General features: G+C 68.6%; 10 protein-coding genes. 4 read left to right on the forward strand and 6 right to left on the reverse strand.

The window, feature by feature from the left end:
• Positions 1-537 precede the first annotated feature (537 nt).
• Both AB0B89_RS03255 and AB0B89_RS03260 read left to right on the forward strand, forming a co-directional pair.
• On the forward strand, positions 538-1,587 hold the full coding sequence (locus tag AB0B89_RS03255) for an AI-2E family transporter (protein WP_358547371.1): 1,050 nt from the start codon (positions 538-540) through the stop codon (positions 1,585-1,587).
• A gap of 9 nt (positions 1,588-1,596) precedes the next feature.
• Entirely contained in the window at positions 1,597-2,268 is a 672-nt protein-coding gene (locus tag AB0B89_RS03260; RefSeq protein WP_358547374.1) for a DUF6597 domain-containing transcriptional factor, read from the forward strand.
• Positions 2,269-2,361: 93 nt separating this feature from the next.
• Here the strand turns inward: AB0B89_RS03260 and AB0B89_RS03265 are convergent, their stop codons facing one another.
• The 5 genes from AB0B89_RS03265 to AB0B89_RS03285 all read right to left on the reverse strand — a co-directional run bounded on the left by AB0B89_RS03265 (position 2,362) and on the right by AB0B89_RS03285 (position 10,316).
• Complete coding sequence (locus tag AB0B89_RS03265; RefSeq protein ID WP_358547377.1) at positions 2,362-3,981, reverse strand: AMP-binding protein; 1,620 nt, start codon at positions 3,979-3,981, stop codon at positions 2,362-2,364.
• 75 nt (positions 3,982-4,056) lie between these two features.
• On the reverse strand, positions 4,057-5,301 hold the full coding sequence (locus AB0B89_RS03270) for a hypothetical protein (RefSeq protein WP_358547380.1): 1,245 nt from the start codon (positions 5,299-5,301) through the stop codon (positions 4,057-4,059).
• A 133-nt stretch (positions 5,302-5,434) separates the two neighbouring features.
• Positions 5,435-7,201: a glycoside hydrolase family 18 protein gene (locus AB0B89_RS03275; RefSeq protein ID WP_358547383.1), complete on the reverse strand. Its 1,767-nt coding sequence runs from the start codon at positions 7,199-7,201 to the stop codon at positions 5,435-5,437.
• 80 nt (positions 7,202-7,281) lie between these two features.
• Entirely contained in the window at positions 7,282-8,619 is a 1,338-nt protein-coding gene (locus tag AB0B89_RS03280; RefSeq protein WP_358547386.1) for a cellulose binding domain-containing protein, read from the reverse strand.
• 137 nt (positions 8,620-8,756) lie between these two features.
• Positions 8,757-10,316, reverse strand: a complete 1,560-nt coding sequence (locus AB0B89_RS03285; RefSeq protein WP_358547388.1) for a cellulose binding domain-containing protein — start codon at positions 10,314-10,316, stop codon at positions 8,757-8,759.
• A 502-nt stretch (positions 10,317-10,818) separates the two neighbouring features.
• Between AB0B89_RS03285 and leuE the strand changes: the two genes are divergently transcribed.
• The gene (gene leuE, locus AB0B89_RS03290) at positions 10,819-11,487 is read left to right on the forward strand and encodes a leucine efflux protein LeuE (RefSeq protein WP_358547391.1); all 669 of its coding nucleotides are present in this window, start codon (positions 10,819-10,821) and stop codon (positions 11,485-11,487) included.
• A gap of 14 nt (positions 11,488-11,501) precedes the next feature.
• Here leuE and AB0B89_RS03295 read toward each other — a convergent pair whose 3' ends face one another.
• Complete coding sequence (locus tag AB0B89_RS03295) at positions 11,502-11,840, reverse strand: luciferase family protein (RefSeq protein ID WP_358547393.1); 339 nt, start codon at positions 11,838-11,840, stop codon at positions 11,502-11,504.
• Between the two features lie 278 nt (positions 11,841-12,118).
• Here AB0B89_RS03295 and AB0B89_RS03300 point away from each other — a divergent pair, with 278 nt between their 5' ends.
• A complete protein-coding gene (locus tag AB0B89_RS03300; protein ID WP_358547396.1) occupies positions 12,119-12,775 on the forward strand; it encodes a VC0807 family protein in 657 nt (218 codons plus the stop codon).
• Positions 12,776-12,833 lie beyond the last annotated feature (58 nt).

Raw genomic sequence — 12,833 nt, forward strand, 5'->3', positions numbered from 1 at the left:
CCACACACCCGCAAAGGCGCATGAAAGACGGAGGTATGCATATTCATGCACTGGCTTTTAACACACTGTTGAGTTCTCAAGAAACGGACGCGTACACCATCACCCGAACCTTCAGCAGGTCCGAACTCCGGGGCTTCCATCTCGTATGTCTTCATCCTACAAGGCCGTTTAACCGGGAGCAAACCGCGCCTTTCCAGGCACTTGACTTCCAGTCACCCGAACCCGCTAGGATTCAGACCACCCTGTCTCCAGGGCAACCCCCCTAACTTACCCGATCGATCCTGGTGGCGCAAACGCCGCCCGGTAGATCTTTAAAGGGGTACCGCCATCATCACCGACCAGCGCCCACGCCGCATCCACCAGAAGTGGAGAGCGGGGTTGTTGGCCGGGCGATGCCGACGACAAAAGATTAGCAGTCTCCGGCCAGCTCTCGATCCACAACGAGCAACGATCGAGTAGAACCTTCCGGCCCTCGCGCCAACGTCAGTACAACAAGCGGTAGAAACAGACGATTCCCCGAACGGATTGAGGCAGGCCGTGAGCGATCGAACGGTACCCCGCGCACTGATCATGTTGCTCGTCGCCGCCACGGCCGTCATCGTCCTGGCCGGCATCAAGGCGATCGACACGATCGTCGGCCCCGTCGTGCTGGCGCTGGTCCTGACGATCGCGGTGTCCCCGATCAGGGGCTGGTTGAGCCGCAAACACGCGCCTGGCTGGCTCGTCGTCGCGGTCCCGCTCGCGGTGGTCATCGTCGTCCTGCTCGGCATGGTCGCGATCCTCACCACCGCCGTCGTGCAGATGGCCGTGCTCGTCCCCAGCTATTCGGACCAGTTCAACAAACTCGTGGCCGACGCGCAGCGGTGGGCGGCCGAGCACGGCATCGCGCCGCAGGTGAACAAGGCCATCCAGTCGCTCGACCCCGGGAAGATCTTCGAGTTCGCCCAGGGACTGCTGTCCAGCGTGCTCGGCGTGGTCTCCAGCCTGCTCCTGATCGTCATCCTCCTGCTGGCGATGAGCCTGGACGCCCCGATCATCTCCCGCGTCATGTCGGCCGCGTCCGCCGAGCGCCCGGCCATCACCAGGGCGCTGACGACCTTCGCCGAGAAGACCCGCCGCTACCTCCTCGTCTCCACGATCTTCGGTTTGATCTGCGCGGCGCTGGACGTCGTCGCGCTGTACGTGCTGCAAGTGCCGCTCCCCCTGCTGTGGGGGGTGCTGGCGCTGATCACCAACTACATCCCGAACATCGGTTTCGTCATCGGGTTGGTGCCACCCGCCCTGCTCGGGCTGCTCACCGGGGGCATCCGGACGATGGTCCTGACGATCATCGCCTACATGGTGATCAACATCGTGGTGCAGTCGTTCATCCAGCCGAAGTTCCTCGGCGACGCGGTGGGGCTGACCACGACGGTGACATTCTTGTCACTGATCATCTGGGCGACGGTGCTCGGGCCGATCGGAGCGCTTCTCGCCATCCCGCTCACCCTGCTCACCCGGGCCCTGCTGATCGACAGCGACCCGAGCGCCAAGTGGTCGGGCGCGCTCGTCTCGGGCGAGATACCGAACGACCAGCCACGCTCGTAAGCTGCACACATGTACGTAGCGTCGGCGCCCGGCCCCTCGCTGGCCGGCCGCGTGGCCTGCCTGTGGACGCAGGACGCCGTGGCCCCTCTCGTCCAGCGGGTCGTTCCCGATGGCTGCGTCGATCTCATCTGGGGTCCCCACGGGCCGCACGTCGCGGGCCCCGACACGGGTCACTTCCTGGCGAGACTGGAGCCGGGCGAGCGGTTCACCGGCATCCGCTTCCGCCCGGGGGCTGTGGGCGAGGTGTTCGGCGTGCCCGCCGAGGGTCTCAGGGACCAGCGGGTGCCGCTGGCCGATCTGCCCACCTTCGAGCTCCGCGGGCCGGACGACCTACAGCGCGCGGTGGCGGCACGGCTGCGTGAGACGCCGGCGCCGGAGGAGTGCGCTCCCGCCATCACCCGGGCGCTCCGGCACGGCTCGACCGTCGCCCGGGTCGCGTGGGATCTCGGTCTCAGCGAGCGGCAGCTGAACAGGCGGTGCGTGCGGGCGTTCGGGTACGGGCCCAAGGTCCTCCAGCGCGTCGTGCGGTTCCAGAGGGCGCTCGCGCTGGCCAGGGCAGGGGCGCGACCGGCCGACGTGGCGGCCGGGTGCGGCTACAGCGACCAGGCGCACATGGCGAACGACGTGCGACGCCTCGCCGGTGTCCCCCTCGGCCGGTTGCTCTCGGGCGAGACCGCCTGACCCTGGCGCGGGGAACACAAACCGAGAACACAAGCGGGGAACACAAGCGGAGACCGCACGCGGAGAACGCACGGAGATCGCGACAGGGAGTGCTCACAGCAGGAAGTGCTCCCGGCCCGACTCGCTGAAGCGCTTCCTGAGCTCGGCGCGGTCGGCGCCGGTCATCGGCATGTAGCGCGGTTCCCGATCCGGCCGCCAGAAGACCGGGTCGGCGCACTCCCACCGTTCTCGGCGCAGGCCCGTCTTGTCCACCTTGTTGGTGGGCGTGAGCGGCATCGCCCCTGTGATCCGTACGAACCGGGGCGCCCACTTGGTCCCCAGATCAGGCTGATCCACGAGGAACGCCGCGAAGCGTCCGGGGTCGAAGGGGCCGGAGAGTTCGAGTGTGGCCATCACCTGGTCGCCGGTCCGCGCGTCCGGCACCGCGTACACCGCGCACATGATCACCGGCGCGTACCTGGCGAGGATGCGCTCGACCGGCGCGGCGGCGAAGTTCTCGCCGTCGACGCGCAGCCAGTCGGCGTCCCGGCCGGCGAAGTAGAAGTATCCGTCCTGGTCGCGGTAGCCGAGGTCGCCACTCCAGTACCAGCCGTCGCGCAGGCGCCGGGCGTCGGCCTCGGGATTGTTGTAGTACCCCTCGAAGGTCGCGCCCCGCCGGACGATCTCGCCGATGGCCTCGTGGGCGTTGACCAGCCTCCGCGTCTCGTCGAAGACGGCGCGGGGGCATTCGTGACCGGTCTTCGGGTCGTGGACGGCGAGGTCGGTGTCGCCGGACGCGAGCCCCAGGGCGTCCGGCGGGGTCCCCGGCGTCTTGCTGATGGAGATCACACCCTCGCTGGAGCCGTATCCCTCGATGGTGCGGCAGCCGAACCGCCGGCCGAACTCGGTCATGTCGCGTGCCGACGCCTCGGTGCCGAACGCGGCGGCCAGCGAGTTGTCCGCGTCGTCCGGACGTTCCGGCGTGGCCAGGATGTACGCGAGCGCCCGTCCCACGTAGTTGAAATACGTAACCCCATATTTCCGGATATCGGGGAGGAAGCCCGAGGCGCTGAAGCGCCGGCGCAGTGCCACGGTCGCTCCCCCGTACGTCGCCATGGCCAGGTTGGCCATCACGGCGTTGCCGTGGAACAGCGGCATGGCGGCATAGGTGACCGCGCCGCGGCCGATGCCGAACGCCATGCCATGCGCCGCGATCATCGCCAGGCGGCCCTGGGAGCAGATGACCGCCTTCGGCGCGCCCGTGGAGCCGGACGTGAACAGCAGGAGCAGCGGGTCGGATTCCGCGACCGTACGGCTCGCGCCCTCATGCGAGTCCAGGGAAGACCGGTAGCCGGGCGAATCCGCGAGCAGCACCGGGACGCCCAGGTCCATGCCGTTGAGCAGGCTCGCCCGCCCGGAGTCGGTGACCAGGAACAGGCAGTCGGTGTGCCGGATGTCGGCGGCCAGCTCGGCACCGCGCCGGGTGGGGTTGACCCCCACCACCACAGCCCCGGCGAGGGCCGCGCCGAAGATCCAGAAGACGTACTCGGGGACGTTGTCCAGCAGGACGCCGACGTGGAACGGGCGCCCGGGATCGCGCATGGCCAGCGCGAACGCCGCCCGCCTCCGCGCCTCGTGGACGACCCGCGCCCATGTGTAGGTCTCGTCCTCGAACCGGAGGCCGGCGTGCCCGTCGTGGGCACGCGCCTCCACCAGCTCCGCGAAGGTCGGCACTCCCTGATTTTGAGCAAGCGCTTGGTGCTCGTCAACCGTCCCCGTGAGGTACGGCCGCGAGCGTGCCCGCGGGGGTCAGGCCGAGGCGGCGACCGGCGAGCGGGGAAGCTCGGCCGGGACGAGGGACGAGCGCCCGGTGCGTCGGGCACCCCATGGCATGGCGGCGACCAGGACCGGAAGGAGCACCGCGGAGCTCATCGCCCACGGCTCGTGCAGGTACCACCACTTCTCGTTGTCGAACTGCGTCAGGTAGAGATACCCGACCGCGGCCCAGGTGGAGGCGCCGATGACGGCGGGCCAGGCGAACCGCGTGGGCCTCGCCACGAGGAACGGCATGAACCACATGAGGTACTGCGCTCCGAGGCGCGGGGTCACCACCATGAACGCCAGCAGCAGGGCCGTGGTCAGGTCGATCGGATCGGCCTTCCGCCACAGGAACCCGACGACGAGCAGCGTGGCGTAGATCATCCACTGGCCGTAGCGGGCGAGGTCGGCGTCGAGCGTCCAGTCGCCGCCCACCATGAGCGCCGTCCACCCCCACTCGCCCACGATCGGGCGCACGTCGCCGATGGTGCGGATGACCGTGGGCAACTGGGAGAGGGACGTGCCGGCGCCGATCGGCAGGGTGACGAGGAAGAAGACGGGCGCCACCCCGGTCGCGAAGAACGCGTACGCCCGGGACCGCAGGTCGGGCAGGAACAGCAGCATCCCGGGAACCAGCCAGATCGGCCAGCTCTTGGCGCACAGCGCGAGACCCATCAGCAGGCCCGCGACGATCGCGTTGCGGACCGGCCGCGAGGTCCTGGCGTTCCTGGCCACGATGAAGGCGGCCACGCCGAAGACCAGCGAGACCGGCTCGACCTGGCCGTGCACCGACGCGACCAGCAGCGCGAGCGGGTTGCAGGCGTACTGGAAGGCGCGGAGCCTGGCGTCCCTGCCGCCGGCCAGCTTGCCGACGAGAGGGATCAGGATGATGTCGGAGACCACGGTGACCAGGCGACCGGCGACTTCCCACGGGATGTGCATCCACAGGAGTAACCCGTAGACGTACGGGATCGTCGGAAGGAAGTGCCAGCCGCCGTTGCTCTCCAGGACCGGATCCTTGTGGGCGAGGATCGCCTCACCCGCCGGTTTGAAGCTGTTCACGAAGTCGACCGGTTGCCAGGTGTCGGTCGCCGACAGGATCATGATGAGGACGCGGAAGCCGATGCCGATCGCGAGAGCGACGGCGAGAGACGGCTTCCAGCCCTTCCACTGTGCGACGACCGCCAGCACGACACCTGATACGAGGACGAACCCCGTGAGAATTGCGTAGTCCATGACGCTCACTAGCCTGCCGGACGACAGGCCAAACCGACCACTCGGGCACGAAAATTGGCACCATCTATCCAGAATTGTTCACACAAAGAAGTGTTTTGACTCCAATGGGTGACGATGGCATGGTCAGTGTGCATCAGGGGAGCGCGTTGAGGTAGGCGCGGTGGTTGAGTGAGAACTCCGATCCGTTGTACCTGTCCCAGTTGATCGACCACGTCATGAGGCCGCGCAGGCTCGGGTAGACCCCGCGCGGCCGGTAGGGACCGCAGTTGGTCCCCTTCGCCAGGCAGTCGAAGGCCTTCTGGACCTCCGCCACCGCGGTGAAGCCGTTCCCCGCGTACGGCGCGGCGGGCAGGCCGATGGCGACCTGGTCCGGGCGCAGCGCGGGGAAGACGTCGGCGGCGTTCCCTCGCACGGGGAAGCCGGTGAGCAGCATGTCGGTCATGGCGACGTGGAAGTCCGCCGCGCCCATGGTGTGGTACTGGTTGTCCAGCCCCATGATCGGACCTGAGTTGTAGTCCTGCACGTGGAGCAGGGTCAGGTCGTTGCGCAGGGCGTGGATCACCGGCAGGTACGCGCCGGAGCGAGGATCGGCCCCGCCCGTTCCCGAGCCGTAGAACTGGTACCCGAGTTGCACGAAGAAGGTCTCCGGAGCCATGGTCAGCACGAACTTCGTGCCGTATTTGGCCTTGAGGGTCCTGATGGCCGAGATCAGGTTCACCACGGCCGGGGTCGTCGGGTTCCTGAAGTCGGTGTCCCCCGCGTTGAGCGACAGCGAGTGGCCCTCGAAGTCGATGTCGAGCCCGTCGAGGCCGTACTTGTCGATGATCGCGCCGACCGACCTGACGAACGTGTCACGCGCGGCGGTGGTGGTGAGCTGCACCTGGCCGTTCTGGCCGCCGATCGAGATGAGCACCTTCTTGCCGGCCGCCTGCTTGGCGCGGATGGCGGCGGTGAAGTCGGCGTCGCTCTCGACGTTCGGGCACTCGCCGGACGGGCACCGGTTGAAGCGGATGTCGCCCGAGGTCACGGAGGTGGGCTCGCCGAAGGCCAGGTCGATGACGTCCCAGGCGTTCGGGACATCGCTCATCCTGATATATCCGGAACCGTTGGCGAATGACGCGTGGAGGTACCCGACCAGCACCCGCTTCGGCAGGGTGTTGGGCGGCGGTGGCGTGGTCGAGGGCGTGCCCGTCACCTCCGCCGACCTCGCCGACTCCCCCGCCGTGTTCGAGGCGCTCACCGCGAACCTGTAGGCCGTGCCCGAGGTCAGCCCCGAGGCGGTGTAGGTCGCCCCGGTGGGGGTGCCGATCTTGGTCCCGTCCCGGTAGACGTTGTACGCGGTCGCGCCCGTGGACGCCGACCAGCTCAGCGAGACGCTGGAGGCGGTGGTGCCGGTGACCGCGAGCCCTGCCGGCACGGCCGGGACCTGGGTGCCTCCGCCGTCACCGGCGGGCCCGTCCAGCACGATGTCGTCGGCGTTGTAGGTGCCCGTGCCGTACCAGCCGTTGACGTAGACGGTGACCGACGTCGTGGCCGAGCCGGTGGTGAACGACGTGGTGAGCTGGGCGTACGCCGAGCCGGGGGTGCCCCAGGTGCTGACGTCGGTGGTGCCGGTGCCGAGCGCGCCGAGGAAGACGTAGCTTCCCCGGACCCACGCCGACAGGGAGTACGACGAGGACGGCTTCACCCTGACCGTCTGGGAGCAGCGGGCGTAGTCGCTGCCCGCCGGGGTGGCCTCCAGCGCGGAGGCGCCCCCGTGGACCGGGCTGGTGACGGTCTTCGCGGTGGACGCGCAGGTCCAGCCGCTGAGCCCGCTCTCGAACCCGGGGTTGGCGGCGATGTTGGCCGCCAGGGCCGCCGTGGCCGGGACCACCACCCCGAGAGCCAGCGCGGCCGTCACGGCGACCGCCTTGAGCCGGGACAGAGGGCCGGCCGCCCTGAGACGTGAGAGGGACGCGGCTGGGAGGCGTGAGAAGAAGGTCATCCGTTGTACCCCGCGAAGATCTTGGAGAAGTCGTACGGCGACTGGGCGATGTTCGTGCACATGTAGAGCGCTCCGAAGCAGGCGTTGCGGTCGCGGGTCATCTCCCAGAAGGCCAGCTCGCCCAGGTGCCTGGTCGTGGCGAAGGCCACGAGCTGCCGGGCGTCGGCCTGGTCGAAGAACCGCCCGTCATCGTTCTGGCCGACCATCGGGGTGACGCCGACCATGCGCCAGATCTGGGCGTCGGTCCTGCCGGGGTAGAGGGACCTGAGCTGGGCGAAGGTGCTCTGCGCCGCCTGGACCGCCGCGTCGCCGTAGTCGGCGGACCGGTAGTAGTCCATCGCCATGACGTTGACGACGTCCAGTGCCACGCCCGCGTCGCGCGCCGACCTCACGACGTTCAGGCCGTCGGCGGTGAGCCCTTCGGGCAGGACGGGCAGGGTGAGCGAGATCCTCAGGCCGGGGTTGGCCTGCTGGAGGCGGGCCAGCGCCTGCGACCTGCGGTTCACCGACACCGGGTCGGCCGTGGCCGCGCCCTCGATGTCCAGGTCGACGTACTTCAGCGCGTACGCCTTGACGACCGCGTCGTACTCGGTGAACAGCGCGTTCACGTCCGAGCACGCCTGAGCCAGCTCGATGCCGCTGGCGCCGCCGAAGGAGATCTTCACGTCGCCGCCGCCCGCGCGGATCGCGTCGATCTGGTCCTTCGCCCAGCCCTGGCGTGGGTCGTAGGCGTTGAACCACATCGCCTTGCAGGAGGAGGCGGTGATGAAGGCCAGGGTGAAGTTCTTCAGACCGGACGCCGACCTCATCGCGGGGATGCTGGGGGTCGGCCAGGCGCCCATGTCGACGTACGGCGCGTGGAACAGTGATCCCGGGCTGCCCGGCGGAGGCGTCGTGGTGGTGGTGGGAGTGGGCGTCGGGGTGGGAGTGGGGCCCGTTCCGCCGGAGCAGGAGGCGCCGTTCAGCGTGCACCCGGCCGGCGCGCCCGTACCGCTCGCCACCCAGCCGAAGGTGGTGGACGCCCCGGGGGCCAGCGTGCCGTTGTACTCGCGGTTCTTGAACGTGTAGTGGTCGCCCGACCGGGTCATGAGCGCGTCCCAGTAGGTCCCTGCCGTGGTTCCGGACGGCAGGTCGAAGGCGACGGTCCAGCCGTTGAGCGTCGCGGAACCCGTGTTGGTGATCGTGAACTGGCCGTTGTACCCGGTGTCCCAGCTCGACGTCTTGGCGAAGACGGCGGTGTCGGCGTACGCGGGCCCGGGGACGGCGAGCGCGGCGGCGACGGTGAGGAGCACCGTGGCGGCGGCGAGGGTCCAGGAAGCGGGGCGCGCTCTCAAGACGCAACCTCCCGAGGGTGAGGATTGAGGTCACAGCCCCCGCACCCCGGGGCGGGCCGGGGTGCGGGGGGATGGGTGTACGGCCCGCGCATCCCCTTGGGGGGACGGAGCTGCGCGGACCGTACGGTCATCGGGGGCTAGAAGCCCGCTGTGATCGAGGTGAACTGCCAGTCGCTCTGGCTGGTGCCGCTGCAGGACTCGTTCACGCCGCCGCCGGGGCAGGGACGGTCGCGGTTGACCGACCAGAAGGCCAGGCGGGCCAGGCCCTTGGACTTGGACCAGTCGCGGATCTGGGTCCAGATCGCCGGGGTGGTGAGCTCCTGCTGGTCGGACAGGCCGTTCATGCCCGAGATGCCCATGTGGGAGTAGGCGGTGGCGTCGGACCAGCCGAAGGCGGTCTTCAGCGCGTTCTTCAGGCCCTCGGAGGCGTTGACCGTGTTCTGGTACATGTTCGCGCCGCCGCCGAAGTCGAACGGCATGATCGTGAACACGTCGATGTTCGCGCCGAGCGCCGCGGCCTGGTTGATCAGGCGGGTGCCGTAGTACGTCGGACCGGTCGTGCTGGTGCCGAACGTGACGATCGTCTTGAGACCGGCGTTGTTCTGCTTGACGATCTTCAGCGCGTTGAGGATACGGTCCTGAACGGCCTCGTTCTCGAACTCGTCGCTGTTCTCGATGTCGATGTCGATGGACTTGAGGTTGTAGGCGCTGATGACCTGCTGGTACGCGGCGGCCAGTGCCTGCGGGGTCGAGCAGTTCGGGCCGAGTTTGTTGCCGCTCCATCCGCCGAACGACGGGACGATCTCGCCGCCCGCGGCCTTGATCTGGGAGATCGTGGTGGCGTCGACGCCGCCCTGGAGCGGGCGCTGGCCGTCCCACGCGGGGTTGCAGCCGCCGCTCGACAGGATGAAGGCCATCGTGAACGCCTTGATCCCGGTCGCGTTCATCACGGACGTCGCGCTGGGCGGGTTGCCCCAGCCCATGTAGAGGTAGGGCTGGCCCTTGCCACCGCCGGGCGGCGGGTTGGTGCAACCGGTGGTCGTGCCGGTGACCGAGCCGCCGGCCGCCGACTCACCGACCGAGTTGTACGCCTTCACGGTGTAGGTGTGGGTCGTGCAGGTGCCGAGAGAGCCGATCGTGGCGGAGGTGCCGGTGACCGTGGCCTTGACCGTCGTTCCCTCGTACACGCGGTAGCCGGTGACGGTGCCGGTCGACGCCCCCCAGGACAGGGAGATCGACGTGTTGGCGGTGCCGGTGATGCTGGGGGTGCCCGGGGCGCCCGGGGCGCCGGGGTTGGTGGTGCCGCCCGAGCAGGAGGCGCCGTTCAGCGTGCAGTTCAGCGGCGCGCTGAAGTTGCCGGGGCTGCCGTTGAAGCCGAAGCTGGTGCTTGCCCCGGCGGCCAGGGTCGGGGCCCAGCTCGGGTTGGAGAAGGTGTAGTGCTGGCCGCTCCTGGTCATCACCGCGTCCCACGAGGTGGTGACCGAGTAGCCGGCGGGCAGGTCGAAGGCGACGGTCCAGCCGTTGAGGGCGCTGGAGGTGCCGTTGGTGACCGTGTACTTGCCTTCGAACCCGCTGCCCCAGTCCTGGGGCTTGGTGAAGGTCGCGGTCGCCGAGGCCGCGAAGGCGGACCCTGTCGTCATGACCAGTACGGCCGCCGCGGCGACCAGAGCCGCGACGCATAGACGGATAAATCGCATTGAAGCTCCTCTTTGAGCCGGTACGACCGGTGCGCGCCGTGCCGGCGGGGGGTGCGAGGGCGGCCCGTGAAGGCCTAGAAGAGGGGTGAACTCGTGGGCCGGGTGGTGGTGGGGCGGCGGCTCACGCCATTGCGTTTCCGCAGCTCAAAGCCTGGTCAGCTCAGGAGGGGGGCGGGCCACGGACGACTCCGTTGGTCATTTCTTTTAGGAAAGTTTCCTAAGAGTTGCCGCGATCGTAGCCCCGCGTCCGCGCGCCCACAAGACCCAAACTCCATGGTTTTCCCGCAGGCAGGGACCTTCTGACAAGGCGTACCGGCTGGTCTACCCGCCTGCCTGGACACGTACGGTCCGCGCCATGGGAGGGCACGCCTGAACCGGCGCCGCCGGAACCCGGTGACGGCCCGCTCCAGGAGCCGCCCGGCGAGCGCCGGGGTCAACGGGGCCCGGGCGGCAGGTCCAGGTATAACGTGATGTATCCCCTCGGACTCTGGAGCTTGGCGGCATGTTCTTCGGCATCACGAATATCTGGGCCTACGTCGTCGGGGCGTTCCTGATCATCCTTCTTCCCGGCCCGAACTCGCTGTACGTGCTGTCGGTCGGCGCACGGCGCGGCGTGCGGACCGGGTACCGGGCGGCCACCGGGGTGTTCGTCGGCGACACGGTGCTGATGGTGCTGTCGGCGGCCGGGGTCGCGTCGCTGCTCCAGTCGACGCCGCTGCTGTTCAACGTCGTGAAGTACGCCGGCGCGGGTTACCTGGCGTGGATCGGGATCGGCATGATCCGGGCCGCGCGGAGATCCTGGAGGAGTGAGCGCGGTGAGCCGGGCGAGGAGGGGAGGCGGGAGCCGGTCGAGGCCGTCGCGGACCTCACCGACCCGTTCAGGAAGGCCCTCACGGTCAGCCTGCTCAACCCGAAGGCGATCCTGTTCTTCATCTCGTTCTTCGTGCAGTTCGTTGATCCGCACTATGGCGCCCCGGCGCTGTCGTTCCTGATTCTCGGGGCGATCTGTCAGCTCTTCAGCGCGATGTATCTCTCTACGTTGATCTTCGGCGGCGTCTACCTGGCGAGCCAGTTCCGGCGGCGCAAGAGGCTCTCGGCGGGTCTCACCTCGGGAGTGGGCGCGGTCTTCCTGGGCTTCGGCGCCAAACTGGCCACCACCAGCCTCAGCTGACCTTCACCGCGCCGCTAGTCCTGGTTGACCTTCAGCGCCACGCTCACCAGCGAGAGGAACATCTCGGCGCCGGCGCGGTCCTCTATCTGGACTCGGATCCATCCGGAGCTGCGGCCGGGCGTCACGCGGTTCGAGTCGGCCAGGACCCTGGCCCACCGGTCGATGACCGGGGCCGTGAGCAGCAGCTCGGCGGTGTCGTCGCCCGACATGCGAATGATTTCACGCCCCCGGGTGCGGAACTTTATGGCCCTGCGGGTACGACTGACCGCGAGGTCGGGCCAGCGTGTGAGCTGGACGGCGACATCGGCCACGCAGCCGGCGGAGCGAACATGCGTGCGTGTGAGCACTGCCATAACTTCATGCTCGCGGGCCGCTCGCCCGGTGGAAACCCTCTGTTCCCGAACCGTTATCCGATGTTCAACCACTCCGGGAGGGACGGGCATAACCGCAGCTCGGGTAGTTGATCCATTAAAACGATCTTTTTCCTCATATGTACCGTTTAATCAGACATTGGGTACGGTGGGCAACCAATGACCGCAATCCGGTGTTTCAGGGGAGTTTCGCCGTTCCCATCTCCGGGTAGTCGCGGAAGCCTTAGCGTCGGTCCTCCGTCTTCCTCCCTGGGAGAAGCATGAACGCACCGTCCTTCACGCTCCCGAGGATCACCGCGCTGCTCAGGCAGGCCGTGCCGAAGCTCCTCGAAGGCGTGGTGGCCCCGCTCGCCGTCTTCTACAGCGCCCTCGCCCTGCTCGGACTCGACGGGGCGCTGATCGCCGCCGTCACGTGGGTGTACACCGGAGTGCTCTGGCGGGTGATCCGCCGCCGGCCTGTGCCGGGCACGATGATCCTCGCGGCGATCGCCATCACCGCCCGTGCCGCGCTGGGCTGGTGGACGGGCAGCGCCGTCGTCTACTTCCTGCAGCCCGAGCTCGGCACCATCTGCATCAGCGTGGCCTTCCTCGCCTCGGTGCGGCTGAACCGGCCCCTGGTCCAGAAGCTCACCCTCGACTACATCCACCTGCCCTCGACCGTGCTCGGGCACGAGCGGGTCAGGCGGTTCTTCGCGCGGATCACGCTGCTGTGGGCGTTCGTGCTGATGGCCAACTCCACCGTCAGCATCTGGCTGCTGCTGCACCAGTCGATCGGCACCTACCTACTGGTACGCACATCGGTGGTCGCGGCCATCAGCGGCGTGGCGGTCGGGTTCTCGATCTACGCGTTCCGCCGGGTGCTGCGTCGCCTGCACGCCGACACCCCCGCGCCCGTCCTGGCCATCACCGCCGGATAGGGCGCCGCGGCGCCGACCGGCCGCGTGGGACGTACGCGGGTGGGCGAGGATGGGTGCG

The sequence above is a fragment of the Sphaerisporangium sp. NPDC049002 genome (assembly GCF_040649355.1).
GTDB lineage: Bacteria > Actinomycetota > Actinomycetes > Streptosporangiales > Streptosporangiaceae > Sphaerisporangium.

What these genes read in the sequence shown, in the direction of transcription:
- AB0B89_RS03260 (WP_358547374.1), top strand. Translation starts at nt 1,597, where the DNA reads ATGTACGTAGCGTCGGCGCCCGGCCCCTCGCTGGCCGGCCGCGTGGCC.
- AB0B89_RS03270 (WP_358547380.1), bottom strand. Translation starts at nt 5,301, where the DNA reads ATGGACTACGCAATTCTCACGGGGTTCGTCCTCGTATCAGGTGTCGTG.
- AB0B89_RS03285 (WP_358547388.1), bottom strand. Translation starts at nt 10,316, where the DNA reads ATGCGATTTATCCGTCTATGCGTCGCGGCTCTGGTCGCCGCGGCGGCC.
- leuE (WP_358547391.1), top strand. Translation starts at nt 10,819, where the DNA reads ATGTTCTTCGGCATCACGAATATCTGGGCCTACGTCGTCGGGGCGTTC.
- AB0B89_RS03295 (WP_358547393.1), bottom strand. Translation starts at nt 11,840, where the DNA reads ATGGCAGTGCTCACACGCACGCATGTTCGCTCCGCCGGCTGCGTGGCC.
- AB0B89_RS03300 (WP_358547396.1), top strand. Translation starts at nt 12,119, where the DNA reads ATGAACGCACCGTCCTTCACGCTCCCGAGGATCACCGCGCTGCTCAGG.